Here is a 13,200-nt window from a genome sequence, read left to right as displayed (position 1 = left end):
CGGCGGGCGCCACACCGGTAAAGGAACGAGATTGACCAGCTCGGTCGAGCCCATCGGGGCGGGAGACGATGACTCCCGCCCCGATGGTGCTCTCAACTCCACCCAGTTCGACCAGGAGCGTGCCGAAGCAGCGATCCGGGAACTGCTGCTCGCAGCGGGCGAGGACCCGGAACGCGAAGGGCTGCGCGAGACCCCGGCCCGGGTGGCCAGGGCCTACCGCGAGCTGTTCGCCGGGCTCTACACGAACCCGGACGACGTCCTGGACCGCACCTTCGACGAGGCGCACGAGGAACTCGTGCTGGTGCGCGACATCCCGGTCTACTCGCAGTGCGAGCACCACCTGCTGCCGTTCCACGGCTACGCGCACGTCGGTTACATCCCCAACGAGCAGGGCAGGGTCACCGGTCTGTCCAAGTTGGCCAGGCTGGTCGACCTCTACGGCAGGCGCCCGCAGGTGCAGGAACGACTCACCTCGCAGGTGGCGGACGCGCTCGCGCAGCGCCTGGAGCCGCGGGGCGTGATCGTGGTCATCGAGGCCGAGCACCTGTGCATGGGCATGCGCGGTGTCCGCAAGGCGGGCGCGACCACGACGACCTCGGCCGTGCGCGGGATCTTCCGCTCCTCGGCCTCGTCCCGGTCCGAAGCGCTGTCCTTGATTCGGGGGAAGTGACCGTGCACCACCTGCTTCCCGCCCCGCGGCGCTGCGTCGTGATGGGCATCCTCAACGTCACGCCGAACTCGTTCTCCGACGGCGGCCGGTACCTGGACACGGATGCGGCGGTCGTGCACGGGGCGGAGATGTTCCGCGCGGGCGCCGACATCATCGATGTCGGGGGCGAGTCGACCAGGCCGGGATCGGAGCGCGTCGACGCGGCCACCGAGGCCGAGCGGGTGCTGCCGGTGGTGCGCGGGCTGGTCGCCGAGGGCGTGCCGGTCAGCGTGGACACCACCCGCGCCGCGGTGGCCGAGGCGGTGGCCGAGGCCGGGGCGTCGATCATCAACGATGTCTCCGGCGGGCTGGCCGATCCGGACATGGCTCGGGTGGCGGCCGAGACCGGCCTGCCCTGGGTGCTGATGCACTGGCGCGGGCACAGCAAGGACATGAACAGCCTCGCCAGCTACGACGACGTGGTCGCCGAGGTCCGGTCGGTCCTGCTGCGCCAGGTCGACGCCGCGGTGGCGGCCGGGGTGGCCGAGGACGCGATCGTGCTCGACCCGGGTCTCGGGTTCGCCAAGACCGCCGCGCACGACTGGCAGCTGCTGCACCGGTTGGACGTGCTCGTCGACACCGGGTTGCCCGTCCTGGTGGGCGCCTCGCGCAAGCGGTTCCTCGGCGGCCTGCTGCCCGGTGCGGACGGCAGCCCGCGGCCTGCCGGCGAGCGGGACACCGCCACCTCGGTGGTCTCCGCGCTGTCGGCGGACCGCGGCGCCTGGGGTGTGCGGGTGCACGACGTGCGCGGCTCGCTGGACGCGGTCGCGGTGACCGCCGAGTGGAACAGCGGAGGAGCGAGCAGTGGCTGACCGGATCACGCTGACCGGCCTGAAGGTGCGCGGCCACCACGGCGTCTTCGAGCAGGAGAAGCGGGACGGGCAGGAGTTCCTGGTCGACATCACCGTGTGGATCGACCTGGCCGGTGCCGCGGCGGACGACGACCTGCAGCAGACGCTGCACTACGGCGAGTTGGCCGAGCGCGCCGCGGCCGTGGTCGGCGGGCCGTCGCGTGACCTGGTGGAGACCGTGGCGGCCGAGATCGCCGATGGCGTGATGACCGACCCGCGCGCGTTCGCCACCGAGGTCACCTTGCACAAGCCGTCGGCGCCGATCCCGCTGGAGTTCGCCGATGTCGCCGTGACCATCCGCCGGTCGCGGCGCGGCGGCCGCGGCGGTCCGGCCTGATCCGGAGGTGAGCTCGATGACCAGGGCCGTGCTGTCGCTGGGGTCGAACATCGGCGATCGCCTCGGGCATCTGCAGCTGGCGGTGAGCGGGTTCGCGGACTCGCTGGTGGCCGTCTCCCCGGTGTACGAGACGCCGCCGTGGGGCGTGACCGACCAGCCGGATTTCCTGAACGCGGTGCTGATCGCCGAGAACGCCGGCTTCGACGAGTGGGATTGGTTGCGGCGCGGGCAGGATCTGGAACGGCAGGCGCGGCGGGTGCGCGAGCAGCACTGGGGTCCGCGCACCCTGGACGTCGACGTGGTGAGCGTCGGCGAGGTGCGCAGCGAGCACGCCGAGCTGCTGCTCCCGCACCCGGGCACGCCCGCGCGGGCCACGGTGCTGGTGCCGTGGCTGGCGATCGATCCGGACGCCGTGCTGCCCGGGCACGGCCGGGTGGACGGTCTGCTGCACCGGTTGCCGGCGGACGACGTGGCCGGGGTGACCCGCCGGGACGATCTGGACCTGGTCGCGGCGGCCTGAACCGGTCGCCCGCGCCCGGGTGCGATCCTGGTGGGCATGGCACCCGACGACGGCCGGATGACGTTCACCCAACCCCGCCACCTGGTCACCGCTGGCCTGCTCGCGGCGGTGCTGGTCTTCCTGCTCTCCGGCCGACTGCTGTACGGGGATCTGCCGCGGCTGCCGACCCTGGCCGGGGCCACATTGCTGGTGATCGCGGCGGCCGATCTGGGCCTGGCCGTGTGGCTGCGGCCCAAGGTGCGACGCAAGCAGGGGGTCGAACCGCCGGAACCGGTCACCGCGGCGCGGGCGGTGGCGCTGGCGAAGGCCTCGTCCATGGGCGGGGCGATCATGCTCGGGGTGTGGCTCGGGCTGCTCGGCTACGTGCTCCCGGTGCTGCAGATCGTGCTCGCCGCGCGCGGTGATCTCGCGGCGATCGTGGTCGGTTCGGTCAGCGCGGCGGCGCTCATCGCCGCCGGCCTGTGGCTGGAGCACTGCCTGCGGGTGCCGGACGACCGGGACGAGCCGCGGGAGCCGCACGACCGCTGACTCCCGGACCGCTGGGTCGCCGGGCGGCCCGGATTGGACCGGTCGGCGGGCCCCGGCGGGACCGCATCGGGCAACCTCGTGGCGAGTTGGCCGACTTGCAGGTCTCGATCGAATAACCGGCCGGTACCGTGGTCGCATGTCGGACACCGTCGGCTCGGGACCCGAACCTCCCGAGGAGCGTGCGGAGGCCGCGCGGCGCGGCAGCACCGCGTTGTGGACGGGAGCGCTACTGCTGGTGGGCGCGGCGACCGCTGCGCTGGTGCTCAGTGACGACCCGAGGCTGTTGCGGCTGGGCCTGGTCGCGGCACTGTGGGCGGCCCTGGCCGGCGCCTTCGTCGCGGCGCGGCTGCGCAGCCAGGTGGTGCGGGCGCAGGAGCGCGCGCAGGACGATCAGCGCCTCTACGAGTCCGAGTTGGAACGCGAGATCGCCGCGCGCGAGGAGCACGCGGCCGAGGTCCGCGCGGACGCCTACCGGCAGGCGGCGGACGAGTCCGCGGCGCAGATCCAGGCCCTGCAGTCCGAGATGCAGCGGTTGCGCGCGACGTTGGAGAAGGTCGTGGGCGGGGACGTGCTGTTCGAGCACGTGGCCCTGCGCGCCGAGTCGACCCGGGTGCGCTCGTTGGACCAGTCCGGCGGTTCCGTCTTCGGCGGGTTCGGGCAGGCGGGCATCGAGCAAGCAGGGGTCCAGCAAGCAGGGGTCCAGCAGGCGTTCCGCGCGGCCGAGTACCCGGCGGCGCAGCGGCCCGGGATGCGACCGCCCGAGCCGGCGCCGCAGCCCCCGGCCTCGCAGCCCCCGGCACCGGCAGCCGGCGCGCGGAGTTCCGGGGACGGGGCGGACCCGGTCGCGGAGACCGCGCTGATCGCACCGGCCGTCGGCACCGGAAGCGTGCGGGCCGCGGGCACGATCGAGGAGGCCGCGGCGGAGGACCCGGGCGCGCACACCGCGGGTACCTCGGTCGAGGACCTGCTGGCCGCGTACGGCTCCACGGGCGATGCGCAGCGTCGGCGCAGGCGGCGGGCCTGAACCGGTGACTGCTTGGGCGCGGCCCCAACGCCTTCTCTAGGGTCTTGGCCGTGTCTGGTCCTGATCTACCCGGCCCGGTGGCCGATCTTTCCGGCGCGCGCAGGCAGCAGATCCGCAAGCACCACGCGGTCGGTTGGCCGGTCGCCGGTCTGATCGTGCTCGGCGTGTGCGGCCTGGTGATGGTGGGGGTGACCACCTCCAAGGTCGGCGCGCTGCCCGCGTTCGTCGGTGCGGTGGCGGCGCTGCTGCCGGTCGGTGTCGTGTTCGGCGCGATCATCTGGATCGACCGCTGGGAACCCGAGCCGCCGGTCCTGCTGCTGGGCGCGTTCCTGTGGGGCGCCGGTGGGGCGACGGCGTGCGCGCTGCTGCTCAACGATGCGGTCACCGGCATGGGCGATCTGCTCGCACCGGACGGGAGGCGGTTCTGGGAGCAGGCCGTGATGGCGCCGTTCGTGGAGGAGGCCGCGAAGGCGCTGTTCGTGGTGGCGCTGTGGTTCCGCCGCCGGTCGGAGTTCAACGGCCTGGTGGACGGCATCGTGTACGTGGCGCTGAGCGCGGCGGGCTTCGCTTTCACCGAGAACATCCTGTACTTCGGCAAGGCGTTCGCCGATGGAGGACTCGGCAGCGTCTCCGGCGGCGTGGTCGCCGTGTTCATCCTGCGCGGGGTGTTGGCGCCGTTCTCGCACCCGCTGTTCAGCGCGATGATCGGGATCGGCATCGGACTGGCCGTGCGCACCGCGAATCCCTGGCTGCGCTGGGGATATCCGGTGCTGGGCTATCTGCTGGCGGTGTTGCTGCACGCGGTGTGGAACGCCTCCACGCTGCTCGGCGGCACCGAGTTCCTGAACATGTACTTCCTGATCATGGTCCCGGTGTTCCTGGCGACCGGATGGCTGGTGGTCTGGCAGCGCAAGCGTGAGCAGCGCATCGTCGCCGAGCAGCTGCCGGTGCTGGAGCGCGCCGGGCTGATCGTGCCCAGCGAGGTCGAGCTGCTTGCCTCGCTGACCGGGCGGCGCGGGTGGTTGCGCAAGGTCCGGCGCAGCGCGGGCGCGGACGCGGCCAAGGCGGTGCGCGACTACCAGATCGCGGTCACCGAGCTGGCCTTCCTGCAGCACCGGGCGGATGAGGGGCGCACCACGAGCGCTGCCCGCCGCGCCCGCCGGGAGAAGCTGATCGAGGACCTCAAGCAGGCGCGCCGCACGGCCACCGGCCACCAGAACGCGATTCGCACCGCCAAGATCAAAGTCGACGAGCTCACCCGGGCCGACCTGCGCCGACCTGCGCAGCGACCGGGCCGGGAGTGAGCCGTCGACCCGGCTGCGGGCCCGCGGCGCCGGGCGCTAGTGTCGTCGTGCTGTCCGGTACCCGCGTCGACGGGACTGGAACGGTAGGGAGGACGACGTGGCGATGCCTGCTGGCCGCACCGGCCCCCGGCTGCGGATCGGGATCATCTCGGCCGGTCGCGTAGGTGCCGTGCTGGGCGCCGCGCTGACCCGGGCGCAGCACCGGGTGGTGGCGGTGTCCGCGGTGTCGGAGAGCTCGCAGGAGCGGGCCGAGCGCATGCTGCCCGGGACGGCGGTACTGCCGCCGGACCAGGTGGCCGAGCAGGCCGACCTGGTGCTGCTCGCGGTGCCGGACGACGCCCTGGCGGGGCTGGTGCGCGGGCTGACCGCGACCGGATCGCTGCGCGCCGGGCAGATCGTGGTGCACACCAGCGGTGCGCACGGCGTGGACGTGCTGGAGGCGGCCGCGTCCGCCGGGGTGCTCATGCTGGCCATGCACCCGGCGATGACGTTCACCGGCCGGGACGAGGACGTGCAGCGGCTGGCGGATGCGTGCATGACGGTCACCGCCACGCCGGGCGACGACGCCGGGTGGAGCGTCGGCGAAGCGCTGGCGCTGGAACTGGGCATGGAACCGGTCCGGGTCGACGAGGAGGCCCGCCCGCTGTACCACGCGGCCCTCACGCACGGCGCGAACCACGTGATCACGCTGGTCAACGAGAGTTCCGAGATGCTGCGCGCGGCCGGGGTGGATGTCCCGGACCGGGTGCTGGCGCCACTGCTGTCCGCATCGCTGGACAACTCCCTGCGCCTCGGCGATCGGGCCATCACCGGCCCGGTGGTGCGCGGCGACGCCGGAACGGTTCGCGCGCACCTGGCCGCGATCGCCGCGTCCGGGCCCGCCGCGCTGGCCGGCTACCGCGAGCTCGCGCGCCGCACCGCCGAGCGCGCCGAGCGTTCCGGGCTGCTGGGCCCGGACGGGGCCGCCGAGGTCCGGGCAGCGCTGGACGAAGAGACCGCATGACGTCGCCGACGGCGGCGCGCCACGTGCCTGGAGCAGGGATGAACACCTCGGAGAGCGTCGGAGCCGGACCCGGGTACCAGCGCGGTGAGCTCACCGTGCACACCGAACCCGCCGAGCTGGCCAAGGTCACCCGGGCGCTGCGCGCGTCCGGTCGCCGCGTGCACCTGGTGCCGACGATGGGTGCGCTGCACCGCGGGCACCTGGAGCTGATCCGCCGCGCCCGTCAGGACGTGAACGCGGTCGTGGTGGTCTCGGTGTTCGTCAACCCGCTGCAGTTCGGCGAGGGCGAGGACTTCGGCCGGTATCCGCGCACGTTCGACGCCGATGTGCAGGCGTGTCGGGACGAGGGCGTGGAACTGGTGCTCGCGCCCACCGCGGAGACCATGTACGGCCCGGACCCGCAGATCACCGTGCACGCGGGCGAGGCGGGTTCGGTGCTGGAGGGCGCGCACCGGCCGGGGCACTTCGACGGGATGCTGACCGTGGTGCTCAAGCTGTTCAACATCGTGCGACCGGATCTGGCCCTGTTCGGCGAGAAGGACTACCAGCAGCTGGTGCTGATCCGGCGGATGGCCCGCGAGCTGAACCTGGATGTGGCGGTGCAGGGCATCCCCACGATCCGGGAATCGGACGGGCTCGCGCTGTCCTCGCGCAACGCCTACCTGGACGAGGAGCAGCGGCGGAGTGCGCTGGGGCTGTCCGCCGCGCTGGTCGCGGGGGCGCACGCCGGTCCGGGCGGGGCCGAGGCCGTGCTGCGCGAGGCGTCGAACGTGCTGGCCGCCGAACCGGAGGTGCAGGTCGACTACCTGGAGTTGCGCGGCACCGAATTGGGGCCCGCCCCGGACGGCGGGGAGGCGCGGTTGCTGGTGGCGGCCCGGGTGGGCCCGAGCAGGCTGATCGACAACGCGCTGGTCGTGCTGGGTGGCGACGAGTCCGGGTCGTGAGTTCCGCCCGCGCGGGCGGGCGGCGGAATGCAGGTGTCGCCGCATCGGCGACGGCGGTTGGAGATCCGCGATGTACCGAACGATGTTGAAGTCCAAGATCCACCGGGCCGTGGTGACGCACGCCGATCTGCACTACGTGGGATCGGTGACGGTGGACGCGGACCTGATGGCCGCTGCCGATCTGCTGGAGGGCGAGCAGGTCGCGATCGTGGACGTGACCAATGGTGCCCGGCTGGAAACCTACGTGATCACCGGTGCGCCGGGCTCCGGCGTGCTCGGCATCAACGGGGCGGCCGCGCACCTGATCGAGCCGGGGGACGTCGTGATCCTGCTGGCCTACGCGGTGGTCGACGACGCCGAGGCGCGTGCGATGCAGCCGCGGGTGCTGTTCGTGGATGCCGACAACCGGCAGGTCGAGCAGGGTCGGAATCCGGCCGCGGTCCCGGACGGGCACGGGCTGTCCGCGCCGGCCGGGTCGGTGGCGGCCGAGGCGGACGACGCGGCTCGGTGGGACACGCTGCTGCAGCCGGGCAGCTGACGGCGGTTCGTGGAGAGGAGTCGACGCCGTGCTGCTGGCCATCGACGTCGGGAACACCAACATCGTGCTCGGCCTCTACGACCGGGAGGACGCCTCGGCGATCACGCCGGTGTGCGACTGGCGGATGCGCAGCGAACCGCGGATGACGGCCGACGAGATGTCGCTGACCATGCGCGGTCTGCTGGGCGAGTACGTGGACCGGATCACCGGGATCGCCGCGTTGTCCACGGTGCCCGCGCTGCTGCGCGAACTGCGGGTGATGCTGGGCCGCTACTGGAGCGACGTGCCGCGGGTGGTCGTCGAGCCCGGGGTGCGCACCGGGGTCCCGCTGCTGGTGGACAACCCGCGCGAGGTCGGTGCCGACCGGGTGATCAACACGCTGGCGGCGCACCACCTGCACGCCACGAACTGCGTGGTGGTGGATTTCGGCACCTCGACCAATGTGGACGCGATCTCGGCGAAGGGCGAGTTCCTCGGCGGGGCGTTCGCGCCGGGCATCGAGATCTCGTTGGACGCGCTGGCGTCCCGCGCGGCGCAGCTGCGCAAGGTGGAGTTGGTGCGCCCGCGCTCGGTGATCGGCAAGAACACGGTGGACTGCCTGCAGTCCGGAATCCTGTTCGGATTCGCCGGGCAGGTGGATGGGCTGGTGCAGCGGATCGTCGACGAGCTGGAGGACACCCAGGGCGGACCGACCACCGTCCTGGCCACGGGTGGTCTGGCGCCGCTGGTGGTCACCGAGTCCGCGACGATCACCCATCACGTGCCGGATCTGACGCTGCTCGGGCTGCGGCTGGTCTACGAGCGCAATTTCGGCTGATCGGCGGGCACCGAGCCGTGCCTGCTGAACCGCGTGCCGGAGGCGAAACGTACCCTTGGTGGCCGTGACTGACCAGGACCGTTCCAACCTCCCGGCAACCGACGCTGCGGCTTCCGATGCGGCAGGCACCGACGATCTGCCGGAACAGATGCGGATCCGGCGGGACAAGCGGGAGCGGCTGCTCGACTCCGGTGTCGACCCGTACCCGGTGAGCCTGCCGATCACGCACAGCCTCGCCCAGGTGCGCGAGCAGCACCCGGACCTCGAACCGGACACCGCCACGGGCGACCGGGTCGGTGTGGCCGGGCGGGTGATGTTCCTGCGCAACACCGGCAAGCTCTGCTTCGCCACGCTGCGTGCCGGGGACGGCACCGAGCTGCAGGCGATGATCAGCCGCAACGAGGTCGGCGAGGAGTCGCTGACCGCGTGGAAGAGCGATGTCGATCTCGGCGACCACCTGTTCGTCCACGGCGAGGTGATCACGTCCCGGCGCGGCGAGCTGTCGGTGATGGCCGATGAGTGGCGGATGGCGGCCAAATCGCTGCGCCCGCTGCCGGTGATGCACAAGGAGCTCGGCGAGGAGATGCGCGTGCGGCAGCGCTACGTGGACCTGATCGTGCGCGATCAGGCCGCGCAGACCGTGCGCACCCGGGCGGCGGTGCAGCGTTCGCTGCGTGACTCGTTTGACCGGCGCGGTTTCGTCGAGGTGGAAACCCCGATGTTGCAGACGTTGCAGGGCGGAGCGGCCGCCCGTCCGTTCGTGACGCATTCGAACGCCTTCGACATGGACCTGTTCCTGCGGATCGCGCCGGAGTTGTATCTCAAGCGGTGCGTGGTCGGCGGCATCGAGAAGGTTTTCGAGATCAACCGCAACTTCCGCAACGAGGGGAGTGATTCTTCCCACTCCCCCGAGTTCGCGATGCTGGAGTTCTATCAGGCGTACGCGGATTACGACGACATGGCGGAGCTGACCCGCGCGCTCATCCAGGAGGCGGCGGATGCGGTCGCCGGCTCCCAGGTCGTGACCTGGTTCGACGGAACCGAGTACGACCTGTCCGGCGAGTGGACCACGCTCTCGATGTACGGATCGCTCTCCGCGGCGCTGGATTCGGAGATCACCCCGGAAACGCCGGTCGCGGTCCTGCGCGAGCACGCGCAGTCACGCGGATTGCACGTGGATCCGGTGCACGGGCACGGAAAGCTCGTCGAGGAGCTGTGGGAGCACCTCGTCGGCGACCATTTGCACGCCCCCACCTTCGTCCGCGACTTCCCGCTGGAGACCTCGCCGCTGACCCGGCAGCACCGCTCCGTGCCGGGGGTGGCCGAGAAATGGGACCTCTACGTTCGCGGCACCGAGCTGGCGACCGGTTACTCGGAACTCGTCGATCCGGTCGTGGAGCGCGCTCGGCTCGCCGAACAGGCGGAGTTGGCCAAGGCGGGCGATGCCGAGGCCATGCCGGTCGACGAGGACTTTCTGCGCGCGCTGGAGTACGGAATGCCGCCCAGCGGCGGGGTCGGAATGGGGATTGATCGGCTGTTGATGGCGTTGACCGGTCTCGGTATCCGGGAGACCATCCTGTTCCCGCTGGTCCGACCGGAATGACCCGATCAGGCCGCCGGGAACTCGAATTCCGGCGCGCCGGATGAGTGCATTGCGGAAGTGGCTGCGCTAACCTGATCGAAGAATGTTTCAGGTGACGGTCAATGACATGCTCCGGTGGGAGTCGGACTCCCGGGAGATCGTCGCTGCCCCGCCATTGCACACAATTGCCCCGGGAGGATTCGAAGATGGCGCAGAAGGTCACTGTCACTCTGGTCGACGATCTGGACGGCGGTCAGGCGGACGAAACCGTCGAGTTCGGGTTGGACGGTGTCTCGTACCAGATCGACCTCTCCGCGGACAACGCCGGTGAGCTGCGGGACGCGCTGGCGAATTTCGTTTCCAGCGCGCGCCGCGCGGGCGGGCGCAAGAAGCCGGGTCCGCGGCCGAGTTCGAACCGGGCGGCCGCGTCCGGCGGGGGTTCGACGAGCGCGGACCGCGAGCAGAACCAGGCCATCCGGGAATGGGCCCGCAAACGCGGGCTGAAGGTTTCCGACCGGGGGCGCATCCCGGCCGACATCGTGGAGCAGTACCACCAGGCCAACTGATCCGGAGACCGTTGTGCACGAGCTTGCCGGGTGGTGCGCGCTCCGTGCGAGCGGCCACCGCCGCTGAGGAAATGCGCCCGACCTCCCGGTCCGATCGTTGCGCGGGCCCGGGGATCCACTGCGGATCCCCGGGCCCGTTTCCGTCTCCGCGCGCACCCGCCGGCCACCCGCGGGGGTGGCTGTACCGCAGCTGTTAGGTGGGCCTAACCTAAGCGGGACACGCAACGGTTGGGGAGTGGCATGAGCGGCAGTGCGACCGCCGGTAGCGCGCGGGCGTCCGTCGCGCCGGCGAGCGAAGCGGCCGCGGCCGGCGCCCGGCGCCTGCGCGATCGGCGGCGGACCCGGTTGATCGGTCTCGCGGTTCTGGTGGGGGTGCTGCTCGCCGCCTGCGTGCTCAGCGTGGTGGTGGGCGCGAAGACCATTCCGCTGCACGACGTGTGGGCCGGGGTGTTCGCCCCGGGCGACGCGGAGAACCACCGGATCGTGCAGGAACTGCGCCTGCCGCGCACGGTCGTCGGCGTGCTGGCCGGCGTCTGCCTCGGCCTGGCCGGCGCGCTGATCCAGGGGCACACGCGCAATCCGATCGCCGATCCGGGCATCCTCGGTATCACGCACGGCGCGGCGCTGGCCGTCGTGCTGTCCGTCTACACCTTCGGCATCACCAGCCTGTACGGCTTCATCTGGTTCGGCTTCGGCGGCGCGCTGCTCGGCGTGCTGGCCGTGTTCGCGATCGGCTCGCTGGGCAAGGGCGGCCCGACTCCCGTGACGCTGGCGCTGGCCGGGATGGCGATCAGCCACCTGCTGCAGGCGATCACGTCCGGGCTGACGCTCGTCGATCAGCAGACCCGGGACATGTACCGCTTCTGGCAGGTCGGTTCGATCGCCGTCGACGACCCCGGCGTCATCGGGCAGGTGTTGCCGTTCCTGCTGGCCGGCGTGGTGCTGTGCCTGGCCAGCGCGTTCAGCCTCAACGCGCTGGCTTTGGGCGATGACGTGGCCCGTTCGCTGGGGCACAACGTGCAGCGCTCCCGGCGCATCGGCATCGCGGCGATCGCGGTGCTGGTCGGCGGGGTGGTCGCCATCTGCGGGCCGATCGGGTTCGTCGGGCTGATCGTGCCGCACGTGGCCCGGTACTTCACCGGTGCCGATTATCGGTGGCTGCTGCCGTTCGCCGGTCTGATGGGAGCTTCGCTGGTGCTGTTGGCCGACGTGCTGGGACGGATGGTGGCCCGCCCGTCCGAGGTCCAGGTCGGGGTGATGCTGGCGATGGTCGGCGCCCCGTTCTTCATCGCGCTGGTGCGGCGCCGGAAGTTGGCGCGGCTGTGAGCCCCCGCGCCACCGCGACCCGCGAGGCACCCGTGCCCGGCCGTGCGCCGCTGCGCGTCGGTCCGGTTTCCGGGGTGCTGCGCAAGCGGCCGCTGCTGGCGGTGCTCGGCGCCCTGCTGGCCGCGCTGGTCCTGCTGGTGCTCAACGTGGGCCTGGGCGAGTACCGGCTGGGGCCGGGCGAGGTGCTCAGCGCGCTGTTCGGCGGTGGTAACCGGGTCGAGCAGGTGATCATCTGGGAACTGCGGATGCCGCGCGCGCTGACCGCGCTGCTGGTCGGCGCCGCACTGGGGCTCTCCGGCGCGATCATGCAGGCGTTGGCGCGCAACCCGCTGGCCAGCCCGGACATGTTGGGCATCACCTGGGGCGCGGGCACCGCGGCCACGGCGGTGATCGTGTTCAGCGGTACCGCGGGTTCGGTGGCCGGCGTCCTGGCCAACTTCGGGCTGTCCGCGGTGGCGCTGGCCGGCGGGCTGCTCGCCGGCGTGGCCGTCTACGGGCTGGCCTACCGCCGCGCCGGAGTGGATTCCTACCGCCTGGTGCTGATCGGCGTCGGGGTGAGCGCGCTGGCGGGCAACGCCACCTACTGGCTGCTCACCGTGGGCGACGTCAACGACGCCGGCCGGGCGATGGTGTGGCTGGCGGGCAGCCTCAACGCCCGCGGCTGGGAGCACGTGCTGCCGGTGCTGATCGGGCTGGCCGTGCTGATCCCGGTGGCGCTGGTCGGTGCGCACACCCTGGGGGCGCTGCAGTTCGACGACGACACCACGCGCGGGCTGGGCGTGCGCACCGAGCTGTCCCGCGCGGTGCTGCTGTTCGCCGCGGTGGTGCTGGCCTCGGTGGCCACGGCCGCGGCCGGTCCGGTCCAGTTCGTCGCGCTGGCCACCCCGCAGATCGCGCTGCGCCTGGCCGGGGGTCCGCGCCCGCCGCTGGTGGGCTCGATGGCGATGGGCGCCGCGCTCGTGGTGGGTGCCGACGTGCTGTCCCGGACCGCGTTCGGTGGTTTCGAGATGCCGGTGGGCATCGTCACCGCGGTGCTCGGCGCGCCGTACCTGATCTACCTGCTCGTGCGCCGCTACCGGGAGACGGCGGCGTGACGGGCGGGCGCGCCGACGCACGGCGCTTCGCGCACCGCAGGCCGGTGCCACGATGGG

The 13,200-nt window shown here is 72.1% G+C and carries 15 protein-coding genes; all 15 read left to right on the top strand.

Features of this window, described 5'->3' with window-relative positions; genetic code table 11:
* The first annotated feature begins 52 nt into the window (after positions 1 to 52).
* The 15 genes from folE to IQ251_RS06675 all read left to right on the top strand — a co-directional run bounded on the left by folE (position 53) and on the right by IQ251_RS06675 (position 13,143).
* Positions 53 to 670: a GTP cyclohydrolase I FolE gene (gene folE / locus IQ251_RS06745; protein ID WP_370591239.1), complete on the top strand. Its 618-nt coding sequence runs from the start codon at positions 53 to 55 to the stop codon at positions 668 to 670.
* 41 nt (positions 671 to 711) lie between these two features.
* Positions 712 to 1,521 (top strand): dihydropteroate synthase, encoded by an 810-nt coding sequence (gene folP / locus IQ251_RS06740; protein ID WP_193927632.1) that lies wholly within the window; start codon positions 712 to 714, stop codon positions 1,519 to 1,521.
* The gene (folB, locus tag IQ251_RS06735; RefSeq protein WP_193927574.1) at positions 1,514 to 1,897 is read left to right on the top strand and encodes a dihydroneopterin aldolase; all 384 of its coding nucleotides are present in this window, start codon (positions 1,514 to 1,516) and stop codon (positions 1,895 to 1,897) included. The genes folP and folB overlap by 8 nt, the downstream gene beginning before the upstream one ends.
* Before the next feature lie 16 nt (positions 1,898 to 1,913).
* Positions 1,914 to 2,417 carry a 2-amino-4-hydroxy-6-hydroxymethyldihydropteridine diphosphokinase gene (gene folK / locus IQ251_RS06730; protein WP_193927573.1) on the top strand — a complete coding sequence of 168 codons (504 nt, stop codon included), beginning with the start codon at positions 1,914 to 1,916 and terminating at the stop codon, positions 2,415 to 2,417.
* A 57-nt stretch (positions 2,418 to 2,474) separates the two neighbouring features.
* A complete protein-coding gene (locus IQ251_RS06725) occupies positions 2,475 to 2,945 on the top strand; it encodes a DUF3180 domain-containing protein (RefSeq protein ID WP_193927631.1) in 471 nt (156 codons plus the stop codon).
* Positions 2,946 to 3,081: 136 nt separating this feature from the next.
* Positions 3,082 to 3,969 carry a DUF6779 domain-containing protein gene (locus IQ251_RS06720; RefSeq protein ID WP_193927572.1) on the top strand — a complete coding sequence of 296 codons (888 nt, stop codon included), beginning with the start codon at positions 3,082 to 3,084 and terminating at the stop codon, positions 3,967 to 3,969.
* A 50-nt stretch (positions 3,970 to 4,019) separates the two neighbouring features.
* Positions 4,020 to 5,273: a PrsW family intramembrane metalloprotease gene (locus IQ251_RS06715; protein ID WP_193927571.1), complete on the top strand. Its 1,254-nt coding sequence runs from the start codon at positions 4,020 to 4,022 to the stop codon at positions 5,271 to 5,273.
* A 103-nt stretch (positions 5,274 to 5,376) separates the two neighbouring features.
* Positions 5,377 to 6,276 carry a Rossmann-like and DUF2520 domain-containing protein gene (locus IQ251_RS06710; protein ID WP_193927630.1) on the top strand — a complete coding sequence of 300 codons (900 nt, stop codon included), beginning with the start codon at positions 5,377 to 5,379 and terminating at the stop codon, positions 6,274 to 6,276.
* Positions 6,277 to 6,314: 38 nt separating this feature from the next.
* Positions 6,315 to 7,220 (top strand): pantoate--beta-alanine ligase, encoded by a 906-nt coding sequence (gene panC / locus IQ251_RS06705; protein ID WP_193927570.1) that lies wholly within the window; start codon positions 6,315 to 6,317, stop codon positions 7,218 to 7,220.
* Between the two features lie 70 nt (positions 7,221 to 7,290).
* Positions 7,291 to 7,758 (top strand): aspartate 1-decarboxylase, encoded by a 468-nt coding sequence (gene panD, locus IQ251_RS06700; RefSeq protein WP_193927569.1) that lies wholly within the window; start codon positions 7,291 to 7,293, stop codon positions 7,756 to 7,758.
* Positions 7,759 to 7,786: 28 nt separating this feature from the next.
* Positions 7,787 to 8,575 (top strand): type III pantothenate kinase, encoded by a 789-nt coding sequence (locus tag IQ251_RS06695; protein ID WP_193927568.1) that lies wholly within the window; start codon positions 7,787 to 7,789, stop codon positions 8,573 to 8,575.
* 148 nt (positions 8,576 to 8,723) lie between these two features.
* A complete protein-coding gene (gene lysS / locus IQ251_RS06690; RefSeq protein ID WP_193927629.1) occupies positions 8,724 to 10,178 on the top strand; it encodes a lysine--tRNA ligase in 1,455 nt (484 codons plus the stop codon).
* Between the two features lie 185 nt (positions 10,179 to 10,363).
* A complete protein-coding gene (locus tag IQ251_RS06685; RefSeq protein WP_193927567.1) occupies positions 10,364 to 10,723 on the top strand; it encodes a histone-like nucleoid-structuring protein Lsr2 in 360 nt (119 codons plus the stop codon).
* Between the two features lie 240 nt (positions 10,724 to 10,963).
* Positions 10,964 to 12,049 (top strand): FecCD family ABC transporter permease, encoded by a 1,086-nt coding sequence (locus IQ251_RS06680; protein ID WP_193927566.1) that lies wholly within the window; start codon positions 10,964 to 10,966, stop codon positions 12,047 to 12,049.
* Positions 12,046 to 13,143 (top strand): FecCD family ABC transporter permease, encoded by a 1,098-nt coding sequence (locus IQ251_RS06675; protein WP_193927565.1) that lies wholly within the window; start codon positions 12,046 to 12,048, stop codon positions 13,141 to 13,143. The genes IQ251_RS06680 and IQ251_RS06675 overlap by 4 nt, the downstream gene beginning before the upstream one ends.
* Positions 13,144 to 13,200: the final 57 nt, after the last annotated feature.

This window comes from Saccharopolyspora montiporae, assembly GCF_015209505.1.
GTDB classification, from domain to species: domain Bacteria; phylum Actinomycetota; class Actinomycetes; order Mycobacteriales; family Pseudonocardiaceae; genus Saccharopolyspora; species Saccharopolyspora montiporae.
Note: the sequence above shows the minus strand (reverse complement) of the source record. Positions and strands in the feature narration are given on the sequence as shown.

Bases quoted from the DNA above. Each gene is read 5' to 3' on its own strand.
- folP (WP_193927632.1), top strand. From the start codon at position 712: ATGGGCATCCTCAACGTCACGCCGAACTCGTTCTCCGACGGCGGCCGG.
- folK (WP_193927573.1), top strand. From the start codon at position 1,914: ATGACCAGGGCCGTGCTGTCGCTGGGGTCGAACATCGGCGATCGCCTC.
- IQ251_RS06725 (WP_193927631.1), top strand. From the start codon at position 2,475: ATGACGTTCACCCAACCCCGCCACCTGGTCACCGCTGGCCTGCTCGCG.
- IQ251_RS06720 (WP_193927572.1), top strand. From the start codon at position 3,082: ATGTCGGACACCGTCGGCTCGGGACCCGAACCTCCCGAGGAGCGTGCG.
- IQ251_RS06710 (WP_193927630.1), top strand. From the start codon at position 5,377: ATGCCTGCTGGCCGCACCGGCCCCCGGCTGCGGATCGGGATCATCTCG.
- panC (WP_193927570.1), top strand. From the start codon at position 6,315: ATGAACACCTCGGAGAGCGTCGGAGCCGGACCCGGGTACCAGCGCGGT.
- panD (WP_193927569.1), top strand. From the start codon at position 7,291: ATGTACCGAACGATGTTGAAGTCCAAGATCCACCGGGCCGTGGTGACG.
- lysS (WP_193927629.1), top strand. From the start codon at position 8,724: ATGCGGATCCGGCGGGACAAGCGGGAGCGGCTGCTCGACTCCGGTGTC.
- IQ251_RS06685 (WP_193927567.1), top strand. From the start codon at position 10,364: ATGGCGCAGAAGGTCACTGTCACTCTGGTCGACGATCTGGACGGCGGT.
- IQ251_RS06680 (WP_193927566.1), top strand. From the start codon at position 10,964: ATGAGCGGCAGTGCGACCGCCGGTAGCGCGCGGGCGTCCGTCGCGCCG.